The organism is Romboutsia sp. Marseille-P6047 (genome assembly GCF_900604535.1).
Lineage (GTDB): Bacteria > Bacillota > Clostridia > Peptostreptococcales > Peptostreptococcaceae > Romboutsia_E.
In genome coordinates, this window is sequence record NZ_UWOT01000001.1 from 180,590 (window position 1) to 196,148 (window position 15,559).

16 protein-coding genes are annotated in these 15,559 nt (G+C 28.5%); 1 reads left to right on the forward strand and 15 read right to left on the reverse strand.

All coding sequences use genetic code 11. The annotated features are described in order from the left end of the window. Positions 1-26: 26 nt before the first annotated feature. The 3 genes from recG to EIH23_RS00900 form a co-directional block, all read right to left on the reverse strand. Positions 27-2,087, reverse strand: coding sequence for an ATP-dependent DNA helicase RecG (gene recG / locus EIH23_RS00890; RefSeq protein ID WP_122638320.1), 2,061 nt, complete (start codon positions 2,085-2,087; stop codon positions 27-29). Between the two features lie 74 nt (positions 2,088-2,161). Continuing rightward, a complete protein-coding gene (locus tag EIH23_RS00895; protein WP_122638321.1) occupies positions 2,162-3,790 on the reverse strand; it encodes a DAK2 domain-containing protein in 1,629 nt (542 codons plus the stop codon). Positions 3,791-3,805: 15 nt separating this feature from the next. After that, a complete protein-coding gene (locus tag EIH23_RS00900; protein ID WP_122638322.1) occupies positions 3,806-4,156 on the reverse strand; it encodes an Asp23/Gls24 family envelope stress response protein in 351 nt (116 codons plus the stop codon). Between the two features lie 367 nt (positions 4,157-4,523). Between EIH23_RS00900 and rpmB the strand changes: the two genes are divergently transcribed. After that, complete coding sequence (gene rpmB, locus EIH23_RS00905; RefSeq protein WP_122638323.1) at positions 4,524-4,712, forward strand: 50S ribosomal protein L28; 189 nt, start codon at positions 4,524-4,526, stop codon at positions 4,710-4,712. A 228-nt stretch (positions 4,713-4,940) separates the two neighbouring features. Here rpmB and EIH23_RS00910 read toward each other — a convergent pair whose 3' ends face one another. The 12 genes from EIH23_RS00910 to def form a co-directional block, all read right to left on the reverse strand. Further along, entirely contained in the window at positions 4,941-5,090 is a 150-nt protein-coding gene (locus tag EIH23_RS00910) for a 2-oxoglutarate translocator (RefSeq protein WP_122638324.1), read from the reverse strand. A 124-nt stretch (positions 5,091-5,214) separates the two neighbouring features. Next, positions 5,215-5,862 (reverse strand): thiamine diphosphokinase, encoded by a 648-nt coding sequence (locus tag EIH23_RS00915; RefSeq protein WP_122638325.1) that lies wholly within the window; start codon positions 5,860-5,862, stop codon positions 5,215-5,217. 8 nt (positions 5,863-5,870) lie between these two features. Next, the gene (gene rpe, locus EIH23_RS00920) at positions 5,871-6,527 is read right to left on the reverse strand and encodes a ribulose-phosphate 3-epimerase (protein ID WP_122638326.1); all 657 of its coding nucleotides are present in this window, start codon (positions 6,525-6,527) and stop codon (positions 5,871-5,873) included. A 1-nt stretch (position 6,528) separates the two neighbouring features. Then, positions 6,529-7,419 (reverse strand): ribosome small subunit-dependent GTPase A, encoded by an 891-nt coding sequence (gene rsgA, locus EIH23_RS00925; protein WP_122638327.1) that lies wholly within the window; start codon positions 7,417-7,419, stop codon positions 6,529-6,531. 226 nt (positions 7,420-7,645) lie between these two features. Then, positions 7,646-9,445 (reverse strand): Stk1 family PASTA domain-containing Ser/Thr kinase, encoded by a 1,800-nt coding sequence (pknB, locus tag EIH23_RS00930; RefSeq protein WP_122638328.1) that lies wholly within the window; start codon positions 9,443-9,445, stop codon positions 7,646-7,648. A gap of 16 nt (positions 9,446-9,461) precedes the next feature. Next, a complete protein-coding gene (locus EIH23_RS00935; RefSeq protein WP_122638329.1) occupies positions 9,462-10,211 on the reverse strand; it encodes a Stp1/IreP family PP2C-type Ser/Thr phosphatase in 750 nt (249 codons plus the stop codon). 17 nt (positions 10,212-10,228) lie between these two features. Next, complete coding sequence (rlmN, locus tag EIH23_RS00940; protein WP_122638330.1) at positions 10,229-11,260, reverse strand: 23S rRNA (adenine(2503)-C(2))-methyltransferase RlmN; 1,032 nt, start codon at positions 11,258-11,260, stop codon at positions 10,229-10,231. A gap of 8 nt (positions 11,261-11,268) precedes the next feature. Beyond that, positions 11,269-12,597, reverse strand: a complete 1,329-nt coding sequence (gene rsmB / locus EIH23_RS00945; RefSeq protein WP_122638331.1) for a 16S rRNA (cytosine(967)-C(5))-methyltransferase RsmB — start codon at positions 12,595-12,597, stop codon at positions 11,269-11,271. 93 nt (positions 12,598-12,690) lie between these two features. After that, the gene (locus tag EIH23_RS00950) at positions 12,691-13,401 is read right to left on the reverse strand and encodes a zinc metallopeptidase (protein WP_122638332.1); all 711 of its coding nucleotides are present in this window, start codon (positions 13,399-13,401) and stop codon (positions 12,691-12,693) included. Between the two features lie 25 nt (positions 13,402-13,426). Continuing rightward, the gene (locus EIH23_RS00955) at positions 13,427-14,158 is read right to left on the reverse strand and encodes a DUF116 domain-containing protein (RefSeq protein WP_122638333.1); all 732 of its coding nucleotides are present in this window, start codon (positions 14,156-14,158) and stop codon (positions 13,427-13,429) included. An 8-nt stretch (positions 14,159-14,166) separates the two neighbouring features. Continuing rightward, the gene (gene fmt / locus EIH23_RS00960) at positions 14,167-15,096 is read right to left on the reverse strand and encodes a methionyl-tRNA formyltransferase (RefSeq protein ID WP_122638334.1); all 930 of its coding nucleotides are present in this window, start codon (positions 15,094-15,096) and stop codon (positions 14,167-14,169) included. Between the two features lie 15 nt (positions 15,097-15,111). Continuing rightward, positions 15,112-15,552 (reverse strand): peptide deformylase, encoded by a 441-nt coding sequence (def, locus tag EIH23_RS00965; RefSeq protein ID WP_122638335.1) that lies wholly within the window; start codon positions 15,550-15,552, stop codon positions 15,112-15,114. Positions 15,553-15,559: the final 7 nt, after the last annotated feature.

Sequence of the window (15,559 nt, forward strand, 5' to 3'; positions counted from 1 at the left end):
TCAATATATTTTAACATAAATTTTATTTAATTTAGCGAAATTTCTCTTGCTAAATGCTCAAATTTATCAATTATCTCATTTTTCAGCAATTTATTTTCATTTTTTTGTAATTTCATGTCTTCCCCTATTATATAACGAGCTTCTTGTTGAGCTATTTTTAATATCTTCATATGTTTAAATATATTAGCTATTTTTAACTCTGGAAGTCCATGCTGTCTTGTACCAAAAAATTCTCCTGGCCCTCTTATTTCTAAATCTTTTTCAGATATTTTAAATCCATCGTTAGTCTCTTCCATTATCGACATTCTTTGCTTACAAACGTCTGATTTAGATGCATATATTAGTATACAATAAGATTTATGTTTTCCTCTCCCTACACGTCCTCTCAGCTGATGCAATTGTGCAAGGCCAAATCTTTCTGCATTCTCAATTATCATTAACGTTGAATTTGGAACATTAACTCCAACTTCTATAACAGTGGTTGATACTAGTATGTCTAAATCTTTATTTTTAAAACTTTTCATAATACTTTCTTTTTCACTAGCTTTCATTTTACCATGTAAAAGCCCTACTCTTAAATCCGAAAAATACTCTTGCTTTAATTCTTCTACCAATTCTACAGCTGCTTTAGCTTCTATAGATTCACTTTCTTCAACTAAAGGGCAAACAATATATACTTGTCTACCTTTTTCTACCTCATCTCTTACTAAATTATTATAAGCTCTATCTCTTTTGTCTTTACTTACAGCAATAGTATCTATTGGTTGCCTTCCTGGAGGTAGTTCATCAATAATAGATATATCCAAATCTCCATATAATATAAGTGCTAAAGTTCTTGGTATAGGTGTTGCTGTCATAACTAATACATCTGGGTTATTACCTTTATCAGAAAGTTTTCCTCTTTGTCTAACACCAAATCTATGTTGCTCATCTGTTATTACTATACCTAAGTTATTAAACTCTACTTTATCTTCAATTAAAGCATGTGTTCCTATTAATATATCTATTTCTTTATTTTTTACTCTTTCAAGTACCTTTTCTTTTTGTTTTTTAGTAAGGCTTCCAACTAAAAGTTCTACATTCATTCCAAATTCTTTGAGAGTTTCACTTAAGGATATATAATGTTGCTCTGCTAATATTTCTGTAGGAGCCATTAGTGCACCTTGATATCCATTTAAAACACAGTTTGCTAATGCTAATAATGCAACTACCGTTTTTCCAGATCCAACATCTCCTTGTACTAATCTATTCATTACTTTAGTAGATTCCATATCCTCAATAATTTCATTTAAAGCTCTACTTTGTGCATTAGTTAGCTTAAATGGTAATGAGTTTATTATATCTTTTAAATTTTCATTTTTCTCAAATTTTATTCCTTCAATTTCAGTTACTCCATTTTTAAACATAAATAAACCTAATTGAAGTATTAAAAACTCTTCAAAAATTATCCTATATAGTGCAATTTTAAAACTTTCTTTGTTACTTGGTGAATGAATATTTCTAATTGCATAATCTATACTACATAATTTGTATTTATCTATTATATTTTTAGGTAAATATTCTTTTATAACTAATTCTTTATTTGATAATACAGATTTAATTATACTAATGATCTCCTTATTTGTAACACCAAATGTAAGAGGATATATAGGCATAATTTTACATGTATTTTTAGGAGCATTACTAAGATGCTCAATCTCACAAGAACTTAACTCTATACTTTTAAATTCTTTTTTTACTTTTCCAAAAACTAAAATAGTATCTCCACTTCTAAATGTATTGCTTACATATGGTTGGTTAAAAAAAACTAATTTTGCATATCCAGTTTCATCTTTTACATCAACCTTAGTTAAAGTCATTCCTTTTCGTGGAGTACTAGTAGTAATTCCTACAATAACTGCTTTTATAGTAGCTTTATCTTCATTTTTTAACTGAGATATCTTCTTTAAATTATTTCTATCTTCATATTGTCTAGGAAAGTAATATAATAAATCCTTCAAAGTAAAAATTCCTAATTTATTTAGCTTATATGCTTTTTTAGGACCTATTCCTTTTACATATTGTATATCTTTTTTTAAATCACTCATAGTTATCACCTATTACGCAAAAGTCCTGTATAACCAACTAAACGGTAGTAAGATTATACAGGACTTTAAAATCATTATTCAACTGAAATTAAGTAATAATAAAGAGGTTGTCCTCCATAGTATAACTCTACATCTATATCTTCAAACTTCTCTTCTAATTCGTCACGAAGATTGTTAGCTTGTTCTTCACTTACATCTTCTCCATAGAATAAAGTTATTATTGCGCTATCTTCATCAACTAAGTTTTCTACAAGTTTTGTAGTTATTTCATCTACACCTTCACCTGCAGCTTGTAATTTTCCTTCTGCTATAGCAATTATATTTCCTTCTTTAACTTCAACATCATTCATAACTGTATCCCTAACAGCATAAGTTACTTGACCAGATTTAACTAATCCTAAAGCATCCATCATTGCAGCTTCATTCTCTTCAACGCTAGCTTCTCCATTAAAGCTTACTAAAGCTGTAAATCCTTGCGGAGTATTTTTAGTAGGTATAACTACTATATTTTTATCACTTAGTTCTTTTGCTTGGTTTGCAGCCATTATTATGTTTGAGTTATTTGGGAATATAAATATATTTTTTGCATTTATTGTATCTATTGCATTCATAAAATCTTCTGTACTTGGGTTCATAGTTTGACCACCCTCAATTATATGATCAACACCAAAATCTTTAAATATTTTAGCTAAACCATCTCCCATAGAAGTTGCTATAAATCCAAACTCTTTTTCTTCTTCAACTGTAGACGCACTTTCATAGTTTGACTCTATTAAAGTATTCTCATGTTGAAGCTTCATATTTTCTATTTTGATAGTTAATAATTGTCCATATGCTAATGCTTCTTGTAAAGCAAGTCCTGGATCATTAGTATGAACATGAACTTTAATTACACCTTCATCTCCAACTACAGCTAAGCTATCTCCATATTTAAGCATTATATCTCTTATTTGAGTATCATCTACTTTATCACTTTCTAATATAAACTCTGTACAGTATTGGAATTTTATATCTTCTGTAGATATATTTCCTTGTGCTGATTTAACTTCTTTTATTTCTGTTGAACCTGCATCTTGTATATCTATATGATTTCCGTTTAATTCACTTAGCATACCTTCATATACAAGAACTAATCCTTTACCACCTGAGTCTACAACGCCAGCTTCTTTTAAAGCTTTTAATAATTCTGGTGTTCTATTTAATGAGTTATTAGCTTCTACTATAACTAATTCTAGGAACTTAACAAAGTCATCTTCACTCTTAGCTATTTTTATTGCAGCTTCACTACTTTCTCTCACTACTGTTAGTATAGTTCCTTCTATAGGCTTTATTACCGCTTTATAGGCAGTATCTGACCCTGATTTTAGAGCATTTGCAAAATCCATTGTAGTTAATTCTTCTTTTCCTTCTATAGACTTTGCTATACCTCTTATTATTTGAGATAATATAACTCCTGAGTTACCTCTTGCTCCCATAAGAGAACCTTTAGATAAAGCCTTACCTATATTAGTTATTTCATTATTGTCTACTTTAGATAATTCTTTCATTGCATAAGAAATAGTTAATGACATGTTTGTTCCTGTATCACCATCTGGAACTGGGAATACATTCAACTTATCAACTAATTCTTTATGATTTTGAAGATTGTTTGCACCTGATACAAACATATCTCTTAATTTTTTTCCGTCTATATTTTGGATCATTTTTTTCCTCCTAAATTACTTAACTCGAATTCCTTGAACATTAATGTCTATCTTACTTACTTTTAAAGCCGTCATCTTTTCAACTGTATATTTTACTCTATCTATTATGTTGTTTGCAACTGTAGATATATTTGTTCCGTACTGTATTATAACATAAAGTTCTATCGCTATGGTATTGTCTTCTAACTCTTCTACCTTAACACCTTTAGTAGCATTTTCACCTTTTAATAATTCTACTATACCCTTAGATTTATATCCTAAACCTACTAAACCGTAACTTTCCATTGCAGCTCTATATACTATTTGAGCTATTACTTGCTTATCTATTTCTACGTATCCATATTCATTAGTTAATCTTGCACTCATGGCTTGACCCCCTTAAATTAATTTTTATTTTTATTTTGCACAAAAATCATTTAAAAATATCGCTTTAGGTAATATTAATTCTAATTACTATAATACTATAAATATAGTATATTTTAAACCTACTTAGTTCTTTTTAATATTAAAAATTAATTAAATAGGCACATAGCAATATATTCTAGCTTAGTTTTTTATTTTTTGTATTTACTTTATAATGAATTATATATATAATTTTATATTATAGTTGCAAATTGTTCAATAATAATATATAAGACAAATATATATTTCTATTGCAGAAATTAAATATTTGTGTTAATATAAATATGTTTTTAGTCTTTAAATAGTTATCATTTTAAGGAGGTGTACGATAATGGCGAAAGTATGTAGCGTATGTGGTAAAGGGAAGGTTTCTGGAAACCAAGTATCACACTCAAATAGACACAGCAGAAGAACTTGGTCTGCTAACTTAAGAAGCGTTAGAGCTGTAATAGATGGAACTCCTAAGAGAGTTAAAGTTTGTACTAGATGTTTACGTTCTGGTAAAGTTGAAAGAGCTTAATAATTTATTATTAAAAAAAGCCTACTGATATAAGTAGGCTTTTATTTTTTTATTCTATATGCTTATTTTTTCTCTTTTCTCATAAATTTTAATACTATATTAGATAGCCACTTCGGTAATTTTATTGTTACCATTTTCATATTCTATCCCTCCATTTTATAAACTATTATATAATTTCTATATATTATATTTATTCACATAATACTAAATATATATTTAATATTTTACTTAATATAAAAATAATAAGACTCCACAAACTATAAGAACAACTGCTGTAAGTATGGTGAAAATCCAATTAGGTAATATCATGGATATTATTACTGCTGCACCCGTTGCCATACATATTATACCTAATAATCCTTTGGATTGATTTTTCATAACACACCTCCTTACTCATTACCATTCTTATTTATAATTTAATTTATGCAACTTAAAATATATTTAGACCTGCCCTTATTTTTATAACATAAAAAAAGCATACTATTAGGCATGCTTTTTTTATTTATTTTTTTATATTCTTTATTATAAGTAATGTACCTTGATTTACACTTACCTTACAATTATTATCTAACATAACATTTGAAATTCCTAATGGCACTGAATACTTCATATTATGATTTACTAACGGATATTCTAAATTTTCAAGAGTAACTCCATTAGCATCTCCATTAATTGGTATTACAGATATTAAATCCCCTTTATTTCCATTAATAATTACCTGCTCATTAATAAGTATATTTATCTCTTCATCTTCTGATAGTATTCTAGGCTTAATACCTTTTTCTTTAACATAGTAAAGTAAGTTAATATTAGCTATTGTATGATCTATTCTTCCACCTAAAGCTCCTATAAAGTCAATTTCTTTTGCATTAAGATTTTGAGCTAAAAATATACAAATCTCAGAGTCAGTCTCATCTTTTTTTGCTGGAAATTTTTTAAAAGAAACGTTCTTTTTCCTATAATAATCTACAATATCTGATTTTGCAGAATCTAAATCACCAATGATATAATCAGGTATAACCCCCATATTATATAAATGATTTGCTCCTCCATCTGCACAAATAATAAAATCATATTTCTCATTTTCTATTATAAATTTAGTTTTATTATAATCTTTAATTTCTCCATTAAGAACGATACATACTTTCATTTTGCCACCTATATAGATGCATTTTTTCTAAATAATTTTACAGTTTCTTCTATATTATCACTATTAAATATAGCCGATCCTGCTACTATAACATTAGCACCTGCATCTACTACTTTATGAACATTTTCTGGCTTTATTCCACCATCGACTTGAATATCTACACTTAAGTTTCTAGAGTCTATAATTTCTTTTAATTCTTTTATTTTAGGTATCATACCTTCTATAAAAGATTGACCTCCAAATCCAGGATTAACAGTCATTATTAAAACCATATCAACATCGTCTAATACATGCTTAATACTTTCTATTGGAGTAGCTGGATTTAAAGCAACTCCTGCTTTTATATTATAAGATTTTATATTTTGTATAGTTCTATGAAGATGTTTACACGCTTCTTGGTGTACAACTATCATATCACATCCAGCATTTACAAACTCTTTTATGTAGTTATCTGGATTTTCTATCATAAGATGTGCATCAAATACCATTTTAACATCTTTTCTCAAAGACTTTACAATCCCAGGACCTAAAGTTATATTAGGAACAAAGTGACCGTCCATTACATCTATGTGTAAGTATTCACAACCTGCATTTTCTACTTTCTTTACATCTTCTAATAATCTTGCAAAATCTGCTGATAGTATCGATGGTGCTAATTTGATCATTTTAATATCTCCTTTTTCCTTGTTTACTTTGTCTAATTTCATTTAAAAGCTGTATATAGCTATCATATCTTTCTTTAGATATTTCTTCATTTTCTACAGCTTCTTTAACCCCACATCCAGGTTCATTTTCATGAATACACCTAGATCCAAATTTACAATCATCAAAGTTATCAAATTCTATAAAATAATCTTTAAGTTCATTTTCTTCTATATCATCTAAAGTTAATGAACTAAACCCTGGAGTGTCTGCAACCATACCTCCACAATCTAATTTTAATAACTCTGCATGTCTTGTAGTATGTTTACCTCTTTTTATTTTATCACTTACTTCTCCTGTTTGTAACATAAAATTACTATCTATTTCATTTAGTAAGCTTGATTTTCCAACTCCAGATGGACCAGCAAATACAACAACATTTCCACTTAGTTCATCTTTTATTTTATCAATATTTAATTTAGTTTTATTACTTACAGGTATTACTTTATATCCACTTAGTTCATATATATTAGTTATCTTTTCCAAAGTATTATCATCATCTAAGTCAGCTTTAGTAAGTACTATTACTATTTCTAAACCTTCCTTTTCAGCTAAAACTATAAATCTATCTAATAAAGATAAATGTGGTTTTGGATTTTTTACTGCAAATACTATTAATGCTTTATCTACATTAGCAATTGGTGGTCTAATTAATTCCGTATCCCTTTTATCTATTTCTTCTACTACACCTTTTTTAGTTTCTTCATCTACTATACTTATTTCTACTCTATCCCCTACTAGAGGAGTTACTTTTTGCTTTCTAAAAATTCCCCTAGCTCTACATTCATAAATTCCCTTTTCTGTATCTACGTAATAAAATCCCCCTATTCCTTTTATAATCTTTCCTTGTAACATTAAATTCCTCCTTTAAAATTGAGTGTGTCTATATAATTTACGTATATCTATATATAATAGCATAATAACTTTATAATTAATTATACTCCTAATTTATTATCTTACTATATTTTATACATATTTCATATAAAAAAGAAATCTTTTAATCTTTTTAATTACATAAAATAAGACTAATATCTTTATTTTAAGATACTAGTCTTATTGAGCATTATTATTTTAATTAAATTTATTCTCCATCTGATTGAGGTAATGCTGTTCCACCTTCTGCATCAGGTATACTTATACTTGGTACATCTCCTGAACCATTTTGTGTAGAATCATCTGGTGTTTGTATATCACTGGATCCACCATTATTTTGATTGTTATTTCCAGTATTAGAGTTATTACCAGAATTATTGTTGCTATTATTGTTTACATTGTTATCGCTATTGTTATTATCCGGAGTTTGCGTATTATTATTTGTATCCTCTGGTATTGTATTAGTTTCTTCTTTTACAGGTTCTGGACCTTTACTTACTACTACATCTACACTAGATACACCTGATCCTGAAGTTGGATTTTGTTTTATTACTATACCTTCTTCATAACTACTATTATATTCACGCTTTATATTACCTAGTTTCATATTATTTTGACCTAATATTTGTTCTGCTTCTGTAAGTGTAAGCCCAACTATACTAGGTACCTCACTTTGTTTTTGACCTTGACTTAAAACAATAGTTATAGTATCTCCTTTACTAACTTCTGTTCCAGAAAATGGACTTTGAGATATAACATGATCTACTTCTACAGTATCGCTATAATCACGTTTTATAGTAATATATAAACCTAATTCTTCAAGCTGTTTCTTTACTGTATCTAAATCTTGATTACTAAAATCAGGTAATGACACTACCTGCTTTTCAGTACTACTTCCTGATAACATACTTATTACAAATTTAGATACAAAAAATACTTGAACAAGTAAAATTATACCTAATACTATAGCAACTATCTTTAATCGCTTCTTTACCTTTGGACTGTCTTCTTTTTGCACTTTATTTTTTTTCTTTTTTATATTTTCCTTTTTAGGTTTAGAAATTACTTTTGGTGCATCTTCTATTAGCTTTTCATCTTCATCTTCTATATCTGCACTCTGCTCAATTTTTTCTATATCAATATGCTTAGTAGCAAAGTTATCATATTCTTTTATAAAATCTAAATCTATATTTTTTTCTATATAATCGATATCATCTATTAACTCTTCAGCACTTTGATATCTAGCTTCACTAGATTTCTCTGTAAGTTTCTTTATTAAAGTTCTTACACTTTGAGGTATACTAACTTTTTCTTCTGATGTGAATTCTACATCATCGTTTATATGTTGTAAGGCTATAGATATAGGGCTATCACCTCTAAATGGAACCCTCCCTATTATCATTTCATATAAAACAATTCCTAGAGCATATAAGTCTGCAGTTGCATTTACACTTTGTCCCTTTGCTTGCTCTGGAGAAAAATAATGAACTGATCCTATTATATTTCCTACATTAGTCATAGTTGAATTGGATACAGCCTTTGCAATACCAAAATCTGCAACTTTAACAATCCTACCTTCATTCGATATTAGTATATTATGAGGTTTTATGTCTCTATGTACTATACCCTTTCTATGTGCAGCGCTAAGGGCCATAGCTATTTGTTTAGTTATATCAAGAGCTGTGTACTCATCTAAAGTACCCTCATTTTTGATTATATCTTTTAGGTTTTGTCCATCTATATACTCCATAACAATATAATGAACTTTACCATCTTCTCCTACATCATATACATTAACAATATTCGGATGAGATAAACTTGCAACTGCTTCAGCTTCTCTCTTAAATTTTTTTAAGAAATCTTCATCATCTACAAACTCCGGTCTAAGAACTTTAACTGCTACTGTTCTATTTAGCAACTTATCTTTTGCTTCATAAACAAATGCCATACCTCCATCACCAATTTTTCTGATGATTTGGTATCTATTTCCTAAAATTGTATCTCCCACTATATCACCGTCCTAATTACACTTTTATTAATATAACAGAGACATTGTCTCTTCCAGAAATTTCATTAGCCATATCAATTAAATTCTTACTCATATCTGGTATATCTTCTTTTTTTGATAATACACTTATTATATCTTCTTTACTAGCGCAACCTGTTAATCCATCAGTTGCAAGAAGAACTAAATCATTTTCTTTTAATTTATACTTAAATATATCAACTATAACCATATCTTCTGTACCCATAGCCCTAGTTATATGGTTTCTTCGAGGATGATTTCTAGCTTCTTCCTCAGTTATTACGTTAGCTCTTAAAAGTTCTTCAACAACAGAATGGTCTATACTAACTTGAGTTAATATATCATCACTCAATAAGTAGCACCTACTATCACCTACATTAGCAACATATAAGTTGTCCTTATATAATATAGCCGTAACTAATGTAGTTCCCATTCCAAAGCATTCTTCTTCTTCTACCGATTTTTTATAAATAATTGAATTAACATTATTATATGCTTGCTTAATTATATCATCAATATAATCTATTTTTATGCTACTGCTTTGTAATAAATTCTCTTTTAAGAATTTTAATATATTATCTACAGCTAATTTACTTGCAACTTCACCCTTATTATGACCACCCATGCCATCTGCTAGGGCAAATATTCCTATAGCTTGTTCATTTTTAGTCTGTATAACTTCCCCCATACAGTAATCTTCATTATTCTTTCTTATTTTTCCAATGTGGGAGTCACAACTATAAATCATAAGATTTCCCCCTTAAGCTACTTATGTTTTCTTCTTAATTGTCCACAAGCTCCTCCTATATCAGAGCCCATAGAAATTCTAACTGTAGCTGGTATATTATTTTTTTCTAAATAATCTCTAAACTTATATATATAAGATTTATCTGGTCTTTCATATTCTCTCTCTTCAACTTTATTTATAGGTATTAAATTTACATGACATAGCATACCCTTTAAGAGCTTCACTATCTCTTTAGCCTCTTTTTCTGAGTCATTAACACCTTTTATCAAAGAATATTCAAATGTAACTCTTCTATTTGTTTTCTTTATATAGTACTTACAAGCATCTATTAATTGATTAACTTTATATGCTTTAGCTACAGGCATAATCTCTTGTCTTTTTTCATCAAAAGGAGAGTGTAGTGATAATGCTAGATTTATAGGTAATCCTAAGTCAGCAAGATCGTACATTCTAGGAACTAGCCCACAAGTTGATAGAGTTATATGTCTATATCCTATATTAAGACCATTTTTCTCATTAACTAACTTTAAGAATTTTATAGTGTTCTCATAATTATCTAGAGGCTCTCCACTGCCCATTAATACAAGATTCGATACTCTTTTACCTGTATCCTCTTGAATTTTCATTATTTGATCTAAAATTTCCCAAGGTTCTAGGTTTCTTATTAATCCTTCTAATGTAGATGCGCAGAAGTTACATCCCATTCTACATCCTACTTGGTTTGAAATACAAACTGTTACCCTATCTTCATAATCCATCATTACAGTTTCAATTATATTACCATCATTTAATAAGAATAAGTATTTTTTTGTTTTATCTACTTTAGATTCCAATCTTAACTCTTTCTTTATATTGCCTATATAAGATACTTCTTCTAATTTTTCTCTTAAACTTTTAGGTATATTATTCATATCATCAAAAGTTTTAGCACCTTTATATATCCAAGAAAAAATTTGTGAACCTCTAAATGCTTTTTCTCCAATACTTACTAAAAATTCTTTTAATTCTTCTTCTGTCATATTCTTTAATGCTACTTTGTTTTGCTTCATATTTATCACTACCTTACTCTTTTTAATTTTGCTATAAAGAACCCGTCTATATCATGAATATTTGGATATATTTTTAAATATCCATTTTCTTGATTATCTAAATCTACTTTAACTTCACCTATAGGCACTAAAGTAAAATTACTATTATTAGCTAAGAAATCATTAATTATATCTATATTTTCATTATCTTGTATAGTACATGTACTATATACTAAAGTCCCACCTATTTTAACATATTTAGATGCATTATTAAGTATTGTCTTTTGTATATCAGGTAATCCCTTAAGTTCTGCTTTTTCCTTATATTTTATCTCAGGCTTTCTTCTTATTATACCAAGACCAGAACAAGGAACATCTGCTAATACATAATCAAACTTATCTACACTACTTTCATCTAATATTGACGCATCAAAAGACTGTACATCAACATTTGTAAGCCCTAACCTATCTACTGTTGATTGTATAAGTTTTAATTTATGCTCAAATATATCTCTAGATATAACTTGTCCTGTATTATTCATTAATGTAGCTAAATGAGTGGTTTTTCCTCCTGGAGCACTACATACATCTAAAACCAATGAATTTTCTTTAGGATTCATTACTTTTCCAACAATCATAGAACTTATATCTTGTATTGTAAATAATCCGTCTTTAAATAATTGATTATTTTCAATATTTTTTAAGTTTTCTACCTTTATAGCTTCTTCAACCATAGGAACTTTACTACAAACTACACCTTCATTTATTAATTTTTCAATAAGCTCATCTCTAGTAATTTTTAGAGTATTAGTTCTTAAATATACACTTGGTTTCTCATTATTTGCTTCTAATAAATCTTCTGTAAATTCTTTAGAAAAGTTATTTATCCAATTTTTTATCATCCAAGGCTTATAAGAATATCTTGTAGATAAATACATTATTGTATCATCTTTTATATCTACTTCACCTATAGTATCTTTTTGCCTAATAACGTTTCTTAAAATTGCATTAACAAATCCAGAAGACCTTTTATCGTATTTTTTAACTAAACTTACAGTTTCATTTACTGCTGCATAATCTGAAATACTATCTAAAAGTAAAATTTGATAAATACCCATTCTAAGCAATATTTTAACATAAATATTCATCTTTTTACATTTTATCTTAGAAAGTTTATCTATTATATAGTCTAAATAATATTTATTTTCAACTACACCATAAATTAACTCAGTAGCTAATCCTCTATCTTGGTTATTCATATTTATGTTCTTAAAATGCTTATTAATAGCTATATTAGAATAATTATTATTTTCCTCTATATCTAAAAGCACCTTTAGTGCTAACTCTCTTGATTTCATAAACTGTCTCCTTATTTTCCTTCTCTATAAAAAAGGAGTTGTCTTATGGTATAGTATCTAAATTAGATACACGCCCCCTAAGACAGCCCCATTTTAATCATTATTTCTATCTGCTATTGCTATTAATCTAAGTAATTGAAGTACTGATGTAAGTGCTGCTGCAACATAAGTTAATGCAGCTGCTGTAAGTACCTGTTTACTTCCTCTTAATTCTTTATTTTCAACTATACCAAGATTATTAAGTTGAACTAATGCTCTACTAGATGCATTAAATTCAACTGGTAAAGTGATTAATTGGAATAATACAGATGCTGAGAATAAAAGTATTCCTATCTGTAAGAAAACACCTCTACTCATAAATAATCCAAGTGCTATTAATAGCCATGATATATTTGACGCAAAGTTTACTACAGGAACCAAACTACTTCTTATACTAAGAGGTGCATATCCTTTAGCATGTTGCATTGCATGACCACATTCGTGAGCTGCTACAGATACTGAAGTTATAGATGTACCATAATATACATCCTGAGATAATCTTACAACTTTTCTTCTTGGATCATAATGATCACTTAAATGTCCTCTTACCATCTCGATATTTACATCATATAAACCATTATTGTTTAGTATTGTTCTTGCTACTTGCTCTCCAGTGTAACCTCTATGAGCATTTATTCTTAAATACTTATTAGTAGTAGTGCTTACTTTATACTGTGCATACATAGTAAATAATATAGCTGGTATTAGTATAAGCATCGTTCTATCATAGTAAAAACCACCGTAATAACCACCATATCCATACATAATTTATAACACTCTCCTATTTTAACTATACGCTAAAGAAGTTTATTGCATTTTCAACTTCTTCAACATCTATACAAGTATCTACACAAGGACCATTTGGTCTTTTATTAAATACACCTAAAACCGGAATCTTACTTACATCTTGAACTCCAGCAGTTAAATCTCTTTCACATGCAACAGCTATAACTGCTTTAGGTTTATTCTCTAAAATAATTTTTCTAGCTAAAGTTCCTCCTGTAGCTACAAATATATCTACATTTTTTTCTTCCTTTAATCTTACTAAATCACCTATATTACATAGTCCACATTGCTTACAAGTGGCTATATCTGTTGTAACTTTTAACTTACAACTATTTTTTTGAACACAATGTGGTATAAGAATTAGTATATCTTCACTTTTCAAATTATATTTTTGACTATATATATATCTATTATTAAGCTTTATATATACTTTTCTTATGTCATCTTTTGGTATTCCTACTAAAGATGCAATTTTTATAATTAAAGGAAATATCAAGTTTACAATTTTAAAATTGATACTCATTAATCTTGGTTTTATTTCTTTATCTGAAATTATATTATACGTAATTATAGTTGAAAGTATTATAGCAACTATTGTAAGTGTAACTATAATATTTACTAAAAACTCAAATATATTTGTTAAGTTTAATAAAAGTATATTTATTATTGATGCTCCAATCATAAGTACAACTAGTAAAATAATTATAGTATTTATATATTTTTTTGCATCGATCATTTTGACACCTAGCCTAACACTTCATTAGTTTCTATACTATTTCCTTTTATATATTCTTCAACTAAAACTCTTTTCTTTCCTGGCATTTGTATTTCTTTTATTAAAAGTACATTATCCTTTGTACTTACTCTAATACCTTCTTTATCGACCTTTAATATAGTACCTGGATTTGTTCCACTAGTTTCATCTAGTACTTTAGTTTTCCATACCTTCATAGTTTGGTCTTTATAAGTTGTGTAAGCACTTGGCCATGGATTTACTCCTCTTACTAAGTTATGTATTTCTTTTGCTGGTTTTGAAAAGTCTATTTGCCCTAAAGTTTTATTCATCATAGGAGCATAAGTAAATTCTTCATGATTTTGAGGTATTCTAGGAGCTTCTCCTTTAGCTATTAAATCTATAGTTTCTTTTAATACTTTTGCTCCTTCTTCCTTCATTACATCATGAAGTTCTCCAGCCGTTATTTCATCGTTAAGTTCAAATTCTGAAGTTAATATCATATCACCAGTATCTAAACCTTCATCCATGTACATTGTAGTTACACCAGTTTTCTCTTCACCATTTATTATTACCCAATTTATTGGTGCTGCTCCTCTATATTTTGGAAGTAAAGAAACATGTACATTTACACATCCAAATTTAGGTATATCTAGTATTGCCTTTGGAAGTATCTGTCCAAACGCAACTACTACTATTAAGTCTGGATTTAAGTCTTTAAGTATTTTAACAAATTCCTCATCTCTTGCTTTTATTGGCTGATATACAGGTATATCATATTTTAATGCAAGTTCTTTAACAGGAGGCATTCCCATTTTCTTACCTCTACCTACTGGTTTATCCGGTTGAGTAACAACGCCTAATATATCATGCTTTTCATCTATTATTTTTTGTAAACACCCTACTGCTATATCTGGTGTTCCCATAAAAACTATTTTCATCTAATCAGCTCCTAATTACTTTTCTATTTTGTCAACGAATAATACACCATCTAAGTGATCTATTTCATGACAGAATGCTCTTGCTAAAAGCTCTTCTCCTACTATTTCAAATAATTGTCCTTCTCTATTGTAAGCTCTCACCTTTACTGTATATGGTCTTTTTACAGGTCCTTGTTGACCACTTACACTTAAGCATCCTTCATCATCTATTTGTTCTCCAGATACTTCTATTATTTCTGGGTTTATAAGCTCTAATAATCCATCTCCGATATCTATTACTACAACTCTTTTTAATATCCCAACTTGAGGTGCTGCAAGTCCTACACCATCAGCCTCATACATTGTATCTGCCATATCATCTAATAATTGAATTATTTTATCATCAATTTTTTCTACCCTTTTTGAAGTTTTTCTAAGTACTGGTTCACCTATTTGAACTATTTGTCTTAATGCCATTTTTATT

What these genes read in the sequence shown, in the direction of transcription:
- rlmN (WP_122638330.1), bottom strand. Translation starts at nt 11,260, where the DNA reads ATGAAGCAAAACAAAGTAGCATTAAAGAATATGACAGAAGAAGAATTA.
- fmt (WP_122638334.1), bottom strand. Translation starts at nt 15,096, where the DNA reads ATGAAAATAGTTTTTATGGGAACACCAGATATAGCAGTAGGGTGTTTA.
- EIH23_RS00915 (WP_122638325.1), bottom strand. Translation starts at nt 5,862, where the DNA reads ATGAAAGTATGTATCGTTCTTAATGGAGAAATTAAAGATTATAATAAA.
- EIH23_RS00910 (WP_122638324.1), bottom strand. Translation starts at nt 5,090, where the DNA reads ATGAAAAATCAATCCAAAGGATTATTAGGTATAATATGTATGGCAACG.
- rpe (WP_122638326.1), bottom strand. Translation starts at nt 6,527, where the DNA reads ATGATCAAATTAGCACCATCGATACTATCAGCAGATTTTGCAAGATTA.
- EIH23_RS00895 (WP_122638321.1), bottom strand. Translation starts at nt 3,790, where the DNA reads ATGATCCAAAATATAGACGGAAAAAAATTAAGAGATATGTTTGTATCA.
- def (WP_122638335.1), bottom strand. Translation starts at nt 15,552, where the DNA reads ATGGCATTAAGACAAATAGTTCAAATAGGTGAACCAGTACTTAGAAAA.
- EIH23_RS00955 (WP_122638333.1), bottom strand. Translation starts at nt 14,158, where the DNA reads ATGATCGATGCAAAAAAATATATAAATACTATAATTATTTTACTAGTT.
- EIH23_RS00900 (WP_122638322.1), bottom strand. Translation starts at nt 4,156, where the DNA reads ATGAGTGCAAGATTAACTAATGAATATGGATACGTAGAAATAGATAAG.
- recG (WP_122638320.1), bottom strand. Translation starts at nt 2,087, where the DNA reads ATGAGTGATTTAAAAAAAGATATACAATATGTAAAAGGAATAGGTCCT.
- EIH23_RS00935 (WP_122638329.1), bottom strand. Translation starts at nt 10,211, where the DNA reads ATGATTTATAGTTGTGACTCCCACATTGGAAAAATAAGAAAGAATAAT.
- rsgA (WP_122638327.1), bottom strand. Translation starts at nt 7,419, where the DNA reads ATGTTACAAGGAAAGATTATAAAAGGAATAGGGGGATTTTATTACGTA.
- rsmB (WP_122638331.1), bottom strand. Translation starts at nt 12,597, where the DNA reads ATGAAATCAAGAGAGTTAGCACTAAAGGTGCTTTTAGATATAGAGGAA.
- rpmB (WP_122638323.1), top strand. Translation starts at nt 4,524, where the DNA reads ATGGCGAAAGTATGTAGCGTATGTGGTAAAGGGAAGGTTTCTGGAAAC.
- EIH23_RS00950 (WP_122638332.1), bottom strand. Translation starts at nt 13,401, where the DNA reads ATGTATGGATATGGTGGTTATTACGGTGGTTTTTACTATGATAGAACG.